Annotated in this window: 11 protein-coding genes and 1 tRNA gene; 6 read left to right on the plus strand and 6 right to left on the minus strand. The window is 46.6% G+C overall.

All coding sequences use genetic code 11. The features are described from left to right. The first annotated feature begins 21 nt into the window (after nt 1–21). A complete protein-coding gene (locus NQ542_RS00270) occupies nt 22–1,656 on the plus strand; it encodes an RluA family pseudouridine synthase (protein ID WP_005641592.1) in 1,635 nt (544 codons plus the stop codon). Between the two features lie 149 nt (nt 1,657–1,805). Here NQ542_RS00270 and NQ542_RS00275 read toward each other — a convergent pair whose 3' ends face one another. The 3 genes from NQ542_RS00275 to NQ542_RS00285 form a co-directional block, all read right to left on the minus strand. After that, nucleotides 1,806–2,642: an SDR family NAD(P)-dependent oxidoreductase gene (locus tag NQ542_RS00275; RefSeq protein ID WP_005641589.1), complete on the minus strand. Its 837-nt coding sequence runs from the start codon at nt 2,640–2,642 to the stop codon at nt 1,806–1,808. 88 nt (nt 2,643–2,730) lie between these two features. Then, nucleotides 2,731–3,540 (minus strand): TrmH family RNA methyltransferase, encoded by an 810-nt coding sequence (locus NQ542_RS00280; protein WP_005641587.1) that lies wholly within the window; start codon nt 3,538–3,540, stop codon nt 2,731–2,733. A 12-nt stretch (nt 3,541–3,552) separates the two neighbouring features. After that, nucleotides 3,553–4,584, minus strand: coding sequence for an alcohol dehydrogenase (locus NQ542_RS00285; RefSeq protein WP_005641585.1), 1,032 nt, complete (start codon nt 4,582–4,584; stop codon nt 3,553–3,555). Between the two features lie 111 nt (nt 4,585–4,695). Here NQ542_RS00285 and NQ542_RS00290 point away from each other — a divergent pair, with 111 nt between their 5' ends. Next, the gene (locus NQ542_RS00290) at nt 4,696–5,724 is read left to right on the plus strand and encodes an HU domain-containing protein (RefSeq protein WP_005641583.1); all 1,029 of its coding nucleotides are present in this window, start codon (nt 4,696–4,698) and stop codon (nt 5,722–5,724) included. Nucleotides 5,725–5,823: 99 nt separating this feature from the next. Here NQ542_RS00290 and NQ542_RS00295 read toward each other — a convergent pair whose 3' ends face one another. After that, on the minus strand, nt 5,824–6,030 hold the full coding sequence (locus NQ542_RS00295; protein ID WP_005641581.1) for a type II toxin-antitoxin system antitoxin: 207 nt from the start codon (nt 6,028–6,030) through the stop codon (nt 5,824–5,826). A 21-nt stretch (nt 6,031–6,051) separates the two neighbouring features. Then, nucleotides 6,052–6,927 (minus strand): SPFH domain-containing protein, encoded by an 876-nt coding sequence (locus NQ542_RS00300; protein ID WP_005641579.1) that lies wholly within the window; start codon nt 6,925–6,927, stop codon nt 6,052–6,054. A gap of 134 nt (nt 6,928–7,061) precedes the next feature. Here NQ542_RS00300 and NQ542_RS00305 point away from each other — a divergent pair, with 134 nt between their 5' ends. The 3 genes from NQ542_RS00305 (at nt 7,062) to NQ542_RS00315 (ending at nt 13,570) form a co-directional block, all read left to right on the plus strand. Continuing rightward, nucleotides 7,062–9,065 (plus strand): tetratricopeptide repeat protein, encoded by a 2,004-nt coding sequence (locus NQ542_RS00305; protein ID WP_005641577.1) that lies wholly within the window; start codon nt 7,062–7,064, stop codon nt 9,063–9,065. Nucleotides 9,066–9,178: 113 nt separating this feature from the next. Beyond that, nucleotides 9,179–12,361 carry a TonB-dependent receptor gene (locus NQ542_RS00310; protein WP_005641573.1) on the plus strand — a complete coding sequence of 1,061 codons (3,183 nt, stop codon included), beginning with the start codon at nt 9,179–9,181 and terminating at the stop codon, nt 12,359–12,361. Between the two features lie 6 nt (nt 12,362–12,367). Further along, nucleotides 12,368–13,570 carry an alkaline phosphatase family protein gene (locus NQ542_RS00315; RefSeq protein ID WP_039850222.1) on the plus strand — a complete coding sequence of 401 codons (1,203 nt, stop codon included), beginning with the start codon at nt 12,368–12,370 and terminating at the stop codon, nt 13,568–13,570. A gap of 379 nt (nt 13,571–13,949) precedes the next feature. Here the strand turns inward: NQ542_RS00315 and NQ542_RS00320 are convergent. Then, nucleotides 13,950–14,022: transfer RNA gene (locus tag NQ542_RS00320), tRNA-Glu, on the minus strand. 263 nt (nt 14,023–14,285) lie between these two features. On the opposite strand from NQ542_RS00320, the gene mutA reads away from it, so the two are divergent. After that, a complete protein-coding gene (mutA, locus tag NQ542_RS00325) occupies nt 14,286–16,151 on the plus strand; it encodes a methylmalonyl-CoA mutase small subunit (RefSeq protein ID WP_005641569.1) in 1,866 nt (621 codons plus the stop codon). Nucleotides 16,152–16,196 lie beyond the last annotated feature (45 nt).

Genomic DNA, 16,196 nt, shown 5'->3' on the forward strand with positions numbered 1-16,196 from the left:
ACGTTTTGATTCGGAAAAAGCATGAACAAACTTCACTATTTTGCAGATTCTATTTCTCTTCTCTCTCTGCCGGAAAAGTTTACCTATCCGTTCCATTATACCCCGCATCCCCTTTGTGTGGCGGCAGCGGGCGAGGTCGGGCGCTATTTGTCGACAAAGGGAGAATGGCAGGGAGAACTGCGGAAAGGGAAGATGTTTGGCGTTTTGATTGTCCGTACAGGAGAGGGGGAAGTCGGCTATCTGGCAGCCTTCTCTGGCATCCTGGCAGGGAAGAATCGACACACTTATTTCGTGCCTCCGGTTTATGACGTGCAAGAGCCAGATGGCTTTTTCAGAATCGAAGAAGAACAGATATCGGGAATCAACAGGCGGATCGAGGAGTTGCAGGCAGATGTGCGATATAAAGATTGCAAGCAACGGTTGGCTGACGAGACGATCCTTGCCGGACAGGTTTTGGATGATATACGGGGACGGATGAAAGCGGCTAAGGTTGAACGTGACCGGTTGCGTTCGACCGTCACACGGGTAGATTCGGAGCAGCTGATCCGTGAAAGCCAGTTCCAGAAAGCGGAACTGAAACGGCAGAAACAATATTGGAAAGATCACCTTGCCTCCCTCCAAGCGGAAGTAGAGGTGTTCGAGACGGAAATCGAACGCCTCAAAGCAGAACGCAAGACCCGTTCGGCTGCCCTTCAACAATGGCTTTTCAAACAATTCCGCATGTTGAACGCCCGCGGGGAGGAACGGGATTTGTGCAACTTGTTTAAAGATACCGTCCAAAAGACGCCACCGGCAGGTGCAGGTGAGTGTGCGGCTCCCAAGCTCCTGCAATATGCCTACCGGAACGGTTGGCAACCTCTTGCTATGGCTGAATTCTGGTGGGGAGATTCTCCGAAAAACGAGATCCGCCGTCATGGATATTATTATCCGGCCTGCAAAGGGAAATGCGGACCGATCCTGAAGCATATGCTACAAGGCCTACACGTCGAGGAAAACCCGTTGGAAACGGATATGCACCGGGATACGGAGTTGGAAATCATGTATGAAGACGAATGGTTGTCGGTAGTGAACAAACCGGCCGGCATGTTGTCAGTCCCCGGAAAATCGGATATCGATTCCGTCTACGGGCGAGTGCGACGGATGTATCCCGAAGCAACCGGACCGATGATCGTGCACCGACTTGACATGGCGACCTCCGGCCTGATCCTTATAGCCAAGACGAAAGAAGTGCACCAGAACTTGCAGGCACAGTTCAAGAACCGGACGGTGTGTAAACGATATGTTGCTTGGTTGGATGGCATTGTGGAGAAAAAAGAAGGTCATATTGAACTCCCCCTCCGCCCGGATCCGGAAGACCGGCCGCGGCAGGTGGTCGATGCGGTTCACGGAAAACCTGCCGTGACTGATTATACTGTGCTGCATTATGATTCGGGGCGTACTTTTATTTCTTTCATACCGAAAACCGGGCGCACACATCAGTTGCGTGTCCATTCGGCCCATCCGCTTGGCTTGAATGCCCCGATAGTAGGGGATGAGTTGTATGGCAGGAAGGCAGACCGCTTGTATCTGCATGCCGAATACTTGGGGTTTATTCATCCTGTCTCTGGAGTGTATATGGAAATAGAAAAGGAATCCGGCTTTGATGATCTTTTATAGTTGTGCCACGATTTCTTCATGCCGTTGGCACTGTTGTTTCCTCGGCATGGTACAGTCGTTTCATGCCGAGGAAACAACAGTTTCATGCTATGGTAACAGTTGTGCCATGTCTATGTAACGGTTGTGTCATGCCTATGGTATAGCTATTGTCACTCGATATAGATCATTTTCTTTGTCATCCCTCCGTCGATCGTTACGTTCTCGCCGTTCATAAAATCATTTTCCTCCTGGCAGATGAACAGGCACAAACGGGCGATGTCTTCCGGTTTACCTACTCGCCCCGACGGATGTTGGGCGTGATCTTCTGGGCGAAGCTGTTCGTAGTCGCGCGTCTCGATCCAGCCCGGCGAAATCGAGTTGACCGTGATATGCCATTGGGCAAGCGATAGTGCAAGGGCGTGTGTCAGCGAATAGATACCGCCTTTGGATGCCGCATAACCTTCGCTGCCGGGTTCGCTCATCAGATAGCGAGTGGAACAGATATTGACGATCCGTCCGAACGGATTGGGTGCCTCCTGTGATTGGCGGTGAATGGCCAATCTGCGGGAAGTGATGAAAACCGGACGCAAGTTCACGGATAATATCCGGTCGAAATCTTCCACACCGGTTTCCGTGATAGGGGAGAAACAACTGATTCCCGCATTGTTGATTATGATATCGATATCGCCCCATTCCTTGAAAATCTGCTGCATGCAGTTCTCTAGCGCTTCTTGGTCACTTACGTCAACATGGAAAAAAGAGGTTCCGGTCTGCAACGCTGTCTCTTTTCCCGCCGCTTCGTTACGGTCGCAGAACGCCACGCGGTGTCCGGCGGAACGGAAAGCTCTTACGATCGCTTTGCCTATACCTTCCGCACCTCCTGTTACAAAGACTCTCCTGGTTTTGTGGATAACGGTTGTTTTCCTACCATTGTACGGATGGTTCGTACGTCCCTCCTTGCGGGATTTATATTCTTCGTATTTCTTTTCCAGATAGTTGTCTGCCATGATCTTTCGCTTTTTAATAGGATGGCAAAAGTAATCATAATTGAATCTATTTACAATGGTTGTAGGTGAACGATATGCAATCGGGGAATTATTGTGGATTCGGAGCACGAAGTTGCCAAAATGCCACGGCCGCTGCGGCTGCCACATTAAGTGAATCGACACCGTGCGACATGGGGATGCGGACAACATAGTCGGCTGCGGCAATCGTTTCCTGCGAAAGTCCGTCCCCTTCAGTCCCCATCACGATTGCCAATCTGGGTTCGGTTGCCAAGACAGGATTATCGATGGAAATAGAATTGTCTGTGAGTGCCATGGCTGCCGTACGAAAACCCAGTCTTCCCAAGTCGCCAAGAGAACCGTCCATCCAAGTCCAGGGCACAAGAAAGACTGTCCCCATTGACACTCTGACTGCGCGACGGTTCAATGGGTCACAAGAGTTGCGTGTCAGTAATACGGCATCAATTCCAAGAGCCGCCGCCGAACGGAAAATAGCACCGATATTGGTTGTGTCGACAACCCCATCGATTACGACGATGCGTCGGGCCTTCTGGCATACATCTTCCATGCCGCGTGGCTCAGGACGACGCATGGCGCAAAGGACACCGCGTGTCAGGACATAGCCGGTCAATGTCGCAAGCAACTCCCTTTCTCCTGTATAGACAGGCACGTTGCTACAACGTTCAATGATATCGGAAGCATCTCCTGTGATATGCTTGTGCTCGCACAAAATGGCTAAAGGTTCGTAGCCGGCATCCAGAGCCCTCGTGATAACCTTTGGGCTTTCTACGATAAAAATACCTTTGTCTGGCTCGATACGATTGCGCAACTGAGCTTCGGTGAGTGTACAGAACATCTCGACTCCGGGATGAGATAAAGAAGATATTTCGATAACAGGCATTTGACAAGTCTTTTAATAAATAGCAATCTTGATTACACCGTCCAGTTTGTTTTCAAAAACTCGATAAGCCTCCTCGATCTCGTTCAATGCAAAGCGGTGGGTGATAAGGGGAGTGGTGTCTATCTTGCCTTCCTCAATCAGTTGGAGAATCTCAGCACAATCACAACCGTCTACTCCACCGGTTTTGAAAATCAGGTTCTTACCATACATGTCAGGCAGAGGGAAAAGTAGAGGTTTATCGTAAAGAGCCACGATTGTGACTGTCGCGTTTGGACGAGCGCATTCCCACGCCATCTGGAAACTGTCTTCGCTCCCTGCCACTTCCAGAACAACATCTGCTCCGCCGTGGTCACTGTTTTTGAGTACAAACTCCTTACAGTTATCAGGAGTCGTGATCAATACGTCAGGGTAATGTTCACGGATAAACCGAACCCTTTCAGGAGACTTTTCACAGACAATGATATGCTTCGGGTTCTTCAGCATCGAGCAGAGTAAAGTACAAATTCCGGTAGGCCCTGCACCGATGATGAGGACCGTGTCTTTCTCCGTAATTTCCGAGATGCGAGTAGCCCAAAAACCTGTGGCAAGTATGTCTCCGACAAACAGAGCCTGCTCGTCACTGACCGTGTCGGGAATGCGATTCAGTCCTTGATCGGCATAGGGTACTCTGACATATTCCGCCTGTCCTCCGTCGATACGGCAGCCTAAAGCCCAGCCACCGTTGAGGTCGGTACAATTATTGACATATCCGTGTTGGCAAAAGAAGCATTTTCCACAGAAAGTCTCGACGTTCACGGTTACTCTGTCTCCGGGTTTGACAGATGTGACACCTGTTCCCACTTCTTCGACGACACCTACCATTTCATGTCCGACGGTTGTTCCGGGTATTGCGCGGGGTACACTTCCGTGCTTGATATGCAGGTCACTGGTGCAGATACTACCCAGGGTCACACGCACGATCGCATCCCGTGCATCCGTAATTTTCGGTTTCGGTTTTTCTGTTAAACCAAATTTGCCTTTTTCAATATATGTATATGCAAGCATGATATGATCTTTATTGATTAATTGATTCTTTTCCTTACAAAGATACGAATTTCATCAATTGTAATCCTATAAATTTTTTGTCAATCCAGACAAAAGATTTACCTTTGTTGTATGCTTAGAATTGTAACACATATTGAACGTTTGCTTTTAGTGCATGATTGTGTGATTGTGCCGAAGTTCGGAGGTTTTGTTCTGCAGGCTGTTCCGGCCATGCAGCATAAGGAGGAACATACGTTTCGTCCTTTGAGAAAAGAGATCGGTTTCAATATGACGCTGCAACATAATGACGGGCTTTTGCCTGAATCGTATATGCAGATGCACGAGGTGAGCTATCGTCAGGCACAACTGATGCTGGAAGAAGATGTGGAGGATATAAAGAACATCCTGCAACAATATGGAAAGTTGTCGTTAGGGGTGTTAGGTTCGTTCAGCATAGGAGAAGAAGGACAGATGATTTTCCATCCGGGGGAAACCGATCTGTTCAGTGTCGGCTCGTATGGCTTGCCTGTTTTCCATTTCCCGGTTCTCGCTCCACTAGAGATGGAACGCGAAGAAGCGGTTCTTCTTGCATCCCAAAAAGAGAAGAAAGATACTCTTTATATTCCGATTAGCCGTAAACTTATCCGTACAGTGATGGCTTCGGCTGCTGCAGTGGCATTGTTCCTGTTGGTTTCTACTCCGGTTAGAGATGTTAACCAAGAGGCTTATACAGCCAGTTTTGTTCCGACGGGGATGGTTGTACAAAAGCCGGTTCTTCTTGAAGCGGTTTTGCCAGACAGTACTGTGGCGGAGGCAGATACGAAGCAAGAGTCATCGGAAGAGGTGATTGCGCGTGAAGTGAAAAAAGTTGTGTCTGTTCCGGCTCCGGAAAAGAAGGCGTTTGTGTCCAGGCCTGTAGTTGTCCAATCTAAAAAAATGTATCATATCGTAATCGCCAGTTTTCCATCAGAATCGCAAGCGGACGAATTTATTGCCGGTGTAGATCGTAACGAATGTAAGCATGTCAGCAAGGTTGTTCGTGACGGGAAGTATCGTATCTATGCGGATAAGTTTGATAATCGCGAAGCTGCGGAATCTTATATGGCAACTCTCCGTTCCAATCCGAAATATAAGGATGCGTGGTTATTTATTAGCCGTTGATTTATAATGAATAGAAAGAAATATCCTTCAGTTGAAAAGTTATTTTCTACCGAAGGATATTTAAAAAACGTCCGGACAGGTTTTCGTTATTATTGTTTTCTACTCTTTATTTTTCTCTTCAGATTTTAGTATTCGTTTCTTTTTGAGGCGCCCTGCCTTGCGTAGGGCTTGATCCAAAATGTATTGTATCTGGCCGTTTGTACTCCGAAATTCATCGGCAGCCCAGGCTTCGATCGCTTCCATCATTTCTGCGTCCACACGCAATATGAAACTCTTGGTCGCATTTCCATTTTCCTTTTTGGCCATATTTAATATTACTGTATTAAGTTACTGATATAAAGTACCTGTATTGACTACAGGTTGTGCGGACTCGTCTGCGCAAAGGACTACCAGCAGATTGCTGACCATTGCTGCTTTCCGTTCTTCATCCAGCTCGACAACACCGTCTTTCTCTAACTTTTCCAATGCCAGGTGAACCATGCTGACAGCTCCTTCTACGATCCGTTCGCGGGCAGAAATGATGGCGTCTGCCTGCTGGCGGCGTAACATCACGCTGGCGATTTCGGATGCATAAGCCAGATAGTTGATACGGGCTTCCACAATTTCGATTCCAGCGATGGCAAGACGGCTGTTGAGTTCGTCTTCTAGGCGTTGGGTTATTTCTCCGCTTTCATCGGAACGGAGTGTGACTTTATCAATCGTCTCATTTGTGTCGTAAGCATACATGCCTGCTACTTGCCGAAGAGCGGCATCGCTTTGTATTTGGACAAACTCTCGGATGTTTCCGGATATATCGAAACTGGCTTTGTAGGTGTCTTTTATTCTCCAGACGACCACGGCTCCGATCATGATCGGATTTCCGACTTTGTCGTTGACTTTGATCGGGTCGATGTTCAAGTTTAGGATGCGTAATGTTACGGTTGATTTCAGGAAAAGTGGGTTTACCCAATAGAAACCGTTACTAATGACCGTTCCGGCATATCTGCCGAAAAAAGTCAATACGCGCGAATTGTTTGGCTGGATGATCATAAATCCGGGTAACATGACAACAACGCATATCCCGCAGATGACACCGGCGATGATACTCGGTGTTTGTGGCAGCGATAGTAGATATATGGCTGTCCCTGTTAAAGCAAGCATGATAAGTATAGCCGTAAAACCGGATAATTTGATGCCGTCGAAGTTCTTTTCCTGTGTTTTCATAATGATCGTTATTTGATATTATTTTGATATCACAAAATAAGACAAAGTTTCGGACATATGCAAATAAATTATGGACTTTTTATGAGTAGATATATAAAATATTCTATAGCTTTGTCTACTTAAAAATTACACGATTGGAATTTCAGTTAGACACAGATAATAAGGAGTTTCAGGATGCCCTGCAACTGATCACTCATACACGTCAGTCCGTCTTCTTGACCGGGAAGGCCGGAACGGGTAAATCCACGTTCTTGAAATACATCTGCGCACATACGAAAAAGAAATATGTCGTATTGGCACCGACAGGGATAGCCGCGATTAACGCGGAAGGGGTGACGCTTCATTCTTTTTTTAAATTACCTTTTCGCCCGATGTTGCCCGATGATCCGGATTTGAGTCTGAAGAACGGACGGATCTTCGAGTTTTTCAAATACAGGAAAGAGCATCGGAAGTTGATTTCGGAAGTGGAATTGATCATTATAGACGAGATTTCGATGGTACGGGCAGATATCATCGATTGTGTCGACCGGATCTTGCGTGTCTTTTCCGGTAATATGCGTTTGCCGTTCGGAGGCAAGCAATTGCTGTTTGTCGGCGACGTCTTCCAATTGGAGCCGGTGGTCCCTGCCGACCAGAAAGAAATATTAAGTCTCTTCTATGCCAGTCCGTTTTTCTTTTCGGCCCGTGTCTTCAAAGATATAAATCTGGTCCCGATCGAATTGCAGAAAGTGTACCGGCAGACAGATCCTGTATTTATCAATATTTTGGATCGTATCCGTAGCAATATTGCCCGGAAACAGGAGTTGGATACTTTGAATGCTCGCTATTTCCCTGATTTTATACCTCGAAACGAGGATATGTACATCACGCTTGCCACCCGGCGGGATCAGGTGGATTTTATCAATGAACGGAAGTTGGGGGAATTGCCCGGTGAAGAGTTCGTTTCTCACGGCAAGATCGAAGGTGATTTTCCTGAGTCGTCTCTACCGACACAATTAAACCTATCCATCAAGGAGCAGGCCCAGGTTATTTTTATCGATAATGATTATGAACGTCGTTGGGTCAATGGTACGATCGGTATGGTGTCGGGGATCGACGAGAATGGGAATGTCTACGTCCTGTTAGAGGACGGGAGGGAATATCTGGTCGAGCCGACTTCTTGGCGCAACTATAAATATAAATACAACGAAAAGGAGAAAAAGGTCGAAGAAGAAATTGTCGGTACTTTCGAGCAGTTGCCGATTCGTCTTGCCTGGGCGATCACCGTGCATAAGAGCCAGGGGCTTACGTTCAGCCGTGTCGTGGTGGATTTGACAGGCGGCGTGTTTGCCGGTGGCCAGACATATGTCGCTTTAAGTCGTTGTACGTCTCTGGAAGGGCTGGTGCTGAAAAGCCGGATTTCTCCGCATGATATCTTTGTGCGGAAAGAGATCGTCCAGTTCAGCCAGATGTTTAATGACCGGCAGTTGATTGAAAAAAGTTTGCGTGAAAGTGAGGCGGAATTGTTGTATGCACGTGCCGCCCGTTGTTTTAAATCCGGCAATGTGAAAGAGATGGTTGAGGCTTTCGCTGCTGCTGTCAGTAAGCGGAATGAGCTGGAAAAGCCAGAAGTGCAACGGTTGCTCCGTATGAAATTGCAAACTATGAACACTCAACGGGCGCAGATCAAGAAACTCCGGGAGGAGATACACGCCCAGCGGGAGATTCAGAAAGAATATGCCCACGAATACTATTTGATGGGGAATGAATGTATTACGAAAGCGCACGATCCGAATGCAGCTATTCGCTCTTTCGACAAAGCGCTCAAGCTTTATCCTGAGTTTGTGGATGCTTGGGTACGTAAAGGAGTGACCCTTCTCGATATGGGTGACGGTTTCCAGGCGGTTACTTGCCTGAATGAAGCCGTGCGACTGAACCCGAAATCATTTAAAGCGCGTTATAATCGTGGAAAATCTTATCTTCAACTGAAATATTACGACGAGGCCGTTTCTGACTTTATGAAAGCTGTCGATCTGAAACCGAAGCACGCTGCAGCCCATGAATATCTTGCCGAAGCATTTCTGCATATAGGGGAGGAAGAGTTGGCTCGGCAGCATCAGGATATTGCCGATGACCTTCGTAATGGGAATGAAAATTAATAAGTTGTCATTAATTTTGTACAGAAATATAATAAAAGCGTGATAATAAGGTTGTATCTTTGTGATGCAATGTTAAATTTTGTAGAGGGTATTCATTAAAAACAAATTTCTGTATGAAAAAAGTTATCTGCTTTTTTGTATGTGTTTTGATATGCATAGGGTTCTCCGTAAAAGCTCAGGTGACAACTTCCGTACTGAGCGGAAAAATTATCGACGATCAAAATGAGTATGTGATAGGAGCTACGGTGGTAGCGGTACACGAACCATCCGGAACCATGTATGGTGCGGTAACGAATGTGGATGGCCGCTACACGATCCAGGGAATGCGTACCGGAGGACCCTATAAAGTGGAGATTTCCTATGTCGGTTATAAAAAGGCTGTTTTTACGGATATCAGGTTGGAATTGGGCAATACATATGTCCTGAATGCGACCTTGTATCCCAGTTCGGAGCAATTGGGAGAAGTGGTAGTCACAGCTGATGCAAAAGCGAATATCGGTGCATCCGAAAATTTTTCTACAGGAAGGATACAGGAGACTCCGACGGTCGACCGCAATATATATGATGTCGTAAAGAATATGCCGATGGCCATGACCTCCAAAAACGGAGGGATCACGTTTGCCGGCTCCAATAACCGTTATAACAGTTTCCAGATCGACGGTACGGTGAGCAATGATGTTTTCGGGCTGGCTCCGTCGGGTACAAACGGTGGTCAGACGAATGCCAATCCGATTTCGATGGATGCCATCCAGGAAATCCAAGTGGTGGTCGCTCCTTTCGATGTCCGCCAGAGCGGTTTTACCGGAGGTGGCATCAATGCTATTACCAAACAGGGAAACAACACATATCATGCATCGGTCTATTCCTATTTTACAAATGAAGGTCTCTACGGAAAATACAATGCTTATAAAGATAACATAAAGGATAAATTGACGGAACAGTCCACAAAAACTTTTGGCGGGACGTTGAGTGGTCCGATCATCAAAGACAAGCTGTTTTTCTTTGCCAATGCAGAAAACCGTAAGGAATCTTATCCCTCCCGTTTCTATGCCGGATATGACGAGAAAGGATTTTCCACCGATATGGCACAGAAAATCGCCGATAAGTATGAAGAATATACCGGAATCCGTGAGAGCTTCGGATCACGCGATGTAGATCAGAGGGCCTTTAATTTCTTAGGACGTATCGACTGGAATATCGACCGGAACAATAAACTGGCTTTCCGTTATCAGTATAATAACTCATACGATGACATTTTCAGCCCGTCAAGCACGACCTACTTCTTTAACGGGAGTGGTTACCGGATGAAAAATAAGACGAATTCGTTTGTGGCCGAGTGGAACTCCCATTGGAGCGATGTCTTGTATAACGAGTTCCGTGCAGGTGTTACGACAGTCCGGGATGAACGCCAGGTGGCTTATCAAGGGCCGAACGTAAAGATTAACGGTAGCGATAACAGCGGAACGAACAATACGACGGTCAACATCGGTACGGAGTATTCTTCAGGAGCAAACGCCCTGGATCAGGATATTTACACATTTGAGGACAATCTTTCCTGGTATAAGGGTAATCATACTTTTACCTTCGGTACGCACAATGAAATATTCCGGATGAAGAACCTCTTTATCCAGGTCGTTACCGGCTCATGGGAGTTCGGTTCGATGGACGCATTCTTGAATGACAGTCCTTCCAAATATGTATTCAAGTATACGGACCCCGATGTGACGGGCGGTAACTATCGCTATACACCTATTATTAAAGCCGGTCAGTTTGGCTTCTACGCACAGGACAAATGGGATGTTGCCGATAATTTCTCACTGACTTACGGTTTACGTTTTGATATCCCTTTGTTGTTTAATGATCCGACAGTCAATCATGAGTTCAATGAATATGCCGCAAGCAAAAATATTAAGGAAAGAGTAGGAGAAATGCCCGGCGCCAAAGTGATGGTATCTCCCCGTCTGGGATTCCGCTGGTATACGGACGATAGCCGGACCACCTTGATTCGTGGTGGACTGGGGTTGTTTACGGGGCGCGTTCCTTTTGTATGGCTTTCCAATGCTTATAATAATACCGGGGTTGAGCAGAAAGGTACGACTATCTTTGCTTCCGGTTCGACTTCCGCCCCTTCGTTGGGACAATATGCGGATGATCCGATCGGAGCCATGAATTCCCAAAAGGGAAATCCTGCGACCCCCGATATCGTGACCGTGTCCAAAGACTTTAAATATCCGCAGGTTTTCCGTGTGAACTTGGCATTGGAACGTGTCTTGCCCGGTGATGTGAAGATGACTTTGGAAGGGCTATATTCCAAAACATTCAATAACGTATATTTTGAGAACCTGGCATTATCGAGCAATGCCAAAGTCTATGCCGTTCCGGGTGTGGAAACTTCCGCCACTCCTTATTACTCCGTAGACAAGAAGTATTTCAGTATTACCAATCTGAAAAATACGAATATGGGATATACCTATTCTCTGTCCGCCTTGTTTGAAAAGAGTTTCTATTTCGGTTTGGACTTGGCTGCGTCTTATACGTTCGGGCATTCCAAATCGGTGTATGACGGAACCTCTTCTGTGGCTTATTCCAATTGGAAATATAATTATGCGGTAGATTCCAATAACCCTGGTCTGGCTTATTCCATGTTCGATATCCCTCACCGTGTGATGGTTTCTGTCGGTTATCGGACTCCCCGCTATGCCAAAGGCTTCATGGCAACTACCGTCTCTCTTGTCTATAACGGCTACGTGGGACAGCGTTACAGTCTGACGATGAACGAATCTTACTACGATGCCGAGAAAAAGAAAACGGTCTATATCGACTACAACGGTGACGGCTGGGGTGGAAACTCATTGCTTTATATCCCGACTGAAGACGAACTGCAGAAGATGGACTTCAAGACAGAAGAAGACCGTCGGAAGTTTGACGAATGGATCGAAGGCGACAGCTATGCAAAGAAACATCGTGGAGCGTACGCCATGCGTAACTCCAATTCGGCTCCGTGGGAAAACCGGGTCGACCTGCATGTGGCGCAGGATATCTTCGTGCTGAAAGACCGTGGCAGCAAATTCCAGGTGACATTCGACGTTACGAACTTTGCCAATATGTTGAATAAGAAATGGGGAACCACTTACACCGCAGCTTATAACGTAATGCCTTTGCAGGTAATCGGCAGTAAGAAGGGGGAAGATGGCAACTACACAAACACATATGCTTATAATTCGAGGAATACGATCACCAAGAATGATGTTTTGTCTCGCTGGCATGCCCAGATCGGTTTTAAATATATTTTCTAAACCTATATGTATAGATTTCAGACATTCATATTAGTAAGTCTCTTTTCGATAATCTGTTTGTCGATAGCCGGATGTACGGCTCACTCGAAGAAGGAACGCTACGTCGTAGTCCTGTCTATGGACGGTTTTCGTTCGGATTATCCGTCGCATGCACATACGCCGACGCTCGATTCATTGGCCTGCGTTGGGGTGAAGGCTGCTTTTCGTCCCAGCTTTCCGAGTGTGACTTTCCCGAACCATTACAGTATGGCGACAGGCTTGCATCCGGATCATCATGGATTGGTGAATAATTTCTTTTATGCCCCCGATCTGGATAGCGTCTATGTGATGGGAAATCCGAATCCAGCCTTTTTCGGAGGAGAGCCGATCTGGAACACGGCGGAAAAGCAGGGTGTCCGAACCGCCTCGTTCTATTGGGTCGGTAGTGAATATCCGATACAGGGATGCCGGCCTTCCATCTGGAAACCGTTCGATAAGAATGTTCCTTTTTCTGACAGGGCGGATTCGGTGATTGCTTGGTTGCAACTGCCGGAGGAAGTCCGCCCGCACCTGATCATGTGGTATATGGAAGAACCGGACGGAGTCGGGCATAGGGCAACCCCCGATTCGTCGGCAACCCTTTCAACGGTTGAACATTTGGACCGTATATTAGGTGACTTCTTTGCTGAAGCCCGTAGGCTGGATATCTTTGACCAGATTGATTTTATCGTCCTGTCTGATCATGGCATGGCAACTTATTATCCGGAGAATTATGTGAATCTGAACGATTATCTGCCTCGCGACAGTTTCGATTATGTTTTCGACGGAGTGCCGACTTTGCTTTATCCGAAACCGACTTATACAGATAGCGCTTATGCAATCCTGAAGCGTGTACCTCGTGTAACGGTTTGGAGAAAGAATGAGATTCCGGAAAAGTTCGTGTATGGAAAGAATCCGCGTATAGGCGATCTGTTCGTATTACCGGATATCGGGACGTATCTGCAATTCCGCCCCGAATCGTGTCCTGTATTCGCGGCTACACATGGATATGATAACTTTGCTCCGGAAATGGAGGCCATCTTTTATGCTGCAGGGCCTTCCTTCAAACAGAATGTCGAGCTGCCGGTGATGGCGAATGTCAATTTGTATCTGATAATTGCCCGCTTGCTGGATCTGCAGCCGGCTCCTAATGATGGAGATAGCGTGGTTGTTTCAACATTGTTCAGATAAGTATAATTTGCTTTCATCTGAGTGTAAGTCGGACTCGGAAGGCCACTATTTAAGTGGCAATAACCATACTTCTATTGCAAAACCGCTTAACCATAGACCTTTTGCCCTTAGTCGAATAGGTTTTCGCCCTTAGTCAAAAGCCCTTTCGACTAAGGGCGAAAACCTTTTTGCCTTTGGTCGAAAAGCAAAAGAGTAGTAGTCTTGGTTATAAATCTCAGTGTATATGTTTGTTAGTTTGGGTTGTTACGTCCTTATTTTTCACTAATATATAGTTGTGGATATAAAGCGGGAGGTGGCATGGTCAACTTGAATCAGGACGAGACACGTTTGTTCATAACCTGAAAAAGAAAAAGCCCGCAAATGAACTGCGAGCTTCTTGTAGTGCGTCCGGGGTTCGAACCCGAGTTTCCGCCGTGAGAGGGCGGCGTCCTAGACCACTAGACGAATGCACCGGGTAGTCTTTGTTTGACGTTGCGAAATTAGTAAATATTTTATTCCGATGTATCATTTGGAGAAATTTTTTTGAAGAAAATGTTTGTCTCCTGTCATTTTGGTATCCAAATTCTATGTGTCTCCACTAAAAGGCGTTAAAAGAGGTGTCAAATTCGTTTGTATTTCATTTGCGTTCAAGTTTATTTATTCTACCTTTGCCTTCTGTTATTGAACAATATACTATTGAACAATTACTAATACCAGTATTAAAATAACTAATATTATGGCAGAATTAAAAGAAAAACTTTTCTCAGAATTCGCACCTGTGTCTACTGAAGAGTGGATGGCGAAGATTACGGCCGACCTGAAAGGGGTTCCGTTTGAGAAAAAGCTTGTTTGGAAGACAGGCGAAGGATTTAATGTGAATCCTTTCTATCGTGCAGAAGACATCGAAGGTTTGAAGACTACCGAGTCTCTTCCCGGTGAATTCCCTTATGTTCGCGGAACAAAGAAGGACAACGATTGGAAGGTGCGCCAGAACATCGAAGTCACCTGTTTCAAAGGTGCTAATGAAAAAGCCCTTGACATCCTGAATAAGGGTGTGACGTCTCTTGGCTTCATCATTAAGGGAAGCGACGTAAACGCTGAAAACATTGCTACCTTACTTGACGGGATTTGTCCTGAGTGTGTGGAACTGAATTTCAATACTTGCAACTGCAAGGCTGAAATGCTGATCGGTATTCTCGCCGACTATTTCAAAGGCAAAGGCGCAGACCTGGAAAAATGCAAAGGGTCTGTAAACTACGACCCGTTCAAGAAACCTCTGGTAAAAGGTAAGGAAAATGAAAACTGGGTGGAAGCTGCTGCCGCTGTGCTCAAAGCGGGTGCTGCTCTGCCGGGTTACAAAGTATTGGCAGTGAATGCCTTCTACTTCAACAATGCAGGTGCTTATATCTCTCAGGAGTTGGGATATGCATTGGCTTGGGGAAACGAACTGCTGGCTAAGCTGACCGAGGCAGGCCTGGACGCTACGGAAGTGACCAAGAAGATCAAATTCAATTTCGGTATCAGCTCCAACTACTTCATGGAAATCGCCAAGTTCCGTGCCGCTCGTTGGCTGTGGGCAGAAATCGTTGCCGCCTACAACCCTGCTTGCCAGTGCGCTTGCAAGATGCATGTTCATGCACAGACTTCGGAATGGAACATGACGGTTTATGATGCTCACGTAAACTTGCTGCGTTCACAGACGGAAGCCATGTCTGCTGCTCTTGCCGGTGTCGATTCGATCACGGTTCGTCCGTTCGACAAGACTTATCAGACTCCGGACGACTTCTCCGAACGTATAGCCCGCAACCAGCAGTTGTTGTTGAAGGAAGAATGTCATTTGGATAAGGTTGTCGATCCTTCTGCCGGTTCTTATTATGTGGAAGTTTTGACAAACTCTCTGGCTGATGTAGCCTGGAAGTTGTTCTTGGAAGTGGAAGATAAAGGCGGTTTTGGTGCGGAAGTCGCTTCCGGCGAAATCCAGAAAGCAGTTAATGCATCCAACGAAGCCCGCAAGAAAGCAGTCGCTACCCGTCGTGAAATCCTGTTAGGAACCAACCAGTTCCCGAACTTCAACGAAGTGGCTGCCGAAAAGATCCAGAACGAAGCTGCCGGTTGCTGCTGTGGTGGTGGTCACAATTGCGGTGAAGCGACTATCACGGCTCTCGATTTCTCACGGGGTGCTTCGGAATTTGAAGCTTTGCGTCTGGCAACGGAAAAGAGCGGCAAGACTCCGAAAGTATTCATGCTGACGATCGGTAACCTGGCTATGCGCCTGGCTCGTTCTCAGTTCTCAAGCAACTTCTTTGCTTGTGCAGGATATAAGGTCATTGATAACTTAGGCTTCGATACGGTTGAAGCCGGTGTGGAAGCCGCTGTTGAGGCTGGTGCTGAAATCGTGGTTCTTTGCTCAAGCGATGATGAATATGCAGAATTGGCTCCTGCTGCTTACAAGGCTTTGGCCGGAAGAGCAGAATTTGTTGTAGCCGGTATGCCTGCTTGCATGGAAGATCTGAAAGCAGTAGGCATCGACCAATATGTAAATGTAAAGAGCAACGTGCTTGAGACATTGAAAGCTTTCAACGTAAAATTAGGAATTAATTGATTTATGATTTATGATTTATAATTTATGATTGGCAGTTCGTTGCCA

The sequence above is a fragment of the Parabacteroides merdae ATCC 43184 genome (assembly GCF_025151215.1).
GTDB lineage: Bacteria > Bacteroidota > Bacteroidia > Bacteroidales > Tannerellaceae > Parabacteroides > Parabacteroides merdae.

Bases quoted from the DNA above. Each gene is read 5' to 3' on its own strand.
- NQ542_RS00270 (WP_005641592.1), top strand. From the start codon at position 22: ATGAACAAACTTCACTATTTTGCAGATTCTATTTCTCTTCTCTCTCTG.
- NQ542_RS00275 (WP_005641589.1), bottom strand. From the start codon at position 2,642: ATGGCAGACAACTATCTGGAAAAGAAATACGAAGAATATAAATCCCGC.
- NQ542_RS00280 (WP_005641587.1), bottom strand. From the start codon at position 3,540: ATGCCTGTTATCGAAATATCTTCTTTATCTCATCCCGGAGTCGAGATG.
- NQ542_RS00285 (WP_005641585.1), bottom strand. From the start codon at position 4,584: ATGCTTGCATATACATATATTGAAAAAGGCAAATTTGGTTTAACAGAA.
- NQ542_RS00290 (WP_005641583.1), top strand. From the start codon at position 4,696: ATGCTTAGAATTGTAACACATATTGAACGTTTGCTTTTAGTGCATGAT.
- NQ542_RS00295 (WP_005641581.1), bottom strand. From the start codon at position 6,030: ATGGCCAAAAAGGAAAATGGAAATGCGACCAAGAGTTTCATATTGCGT.
- NQ542_RS00300 (WP_005641579.1), bottom strand. From the start codon at position 6,927: ATGAAAACACAGGAAAAGAACTTCGACGGCATCAAATTATCCGGTTTT.
- NQ542_RS00310 (WP_005641573.1), top strand. From the start codon at position 9,179: ATGAAAAAAGTTATCTGCTTTTTTGTATGTGTTTTGATATGCATAGGG.
- NQ542_RS00315 (WP_039850222.1), top strand. From the start codon at position 12,368: ATGTATAGATTTCAGACATTCATATTAGTAAGTCTCTTTTCGATAATC.
- mutA (WP_005641569.1), top strand. From the start codon at position 14,286: ATGGCAGAATTAAAAGAAAAACTTTTCTCAGAATTCGCACCTGTGTCT.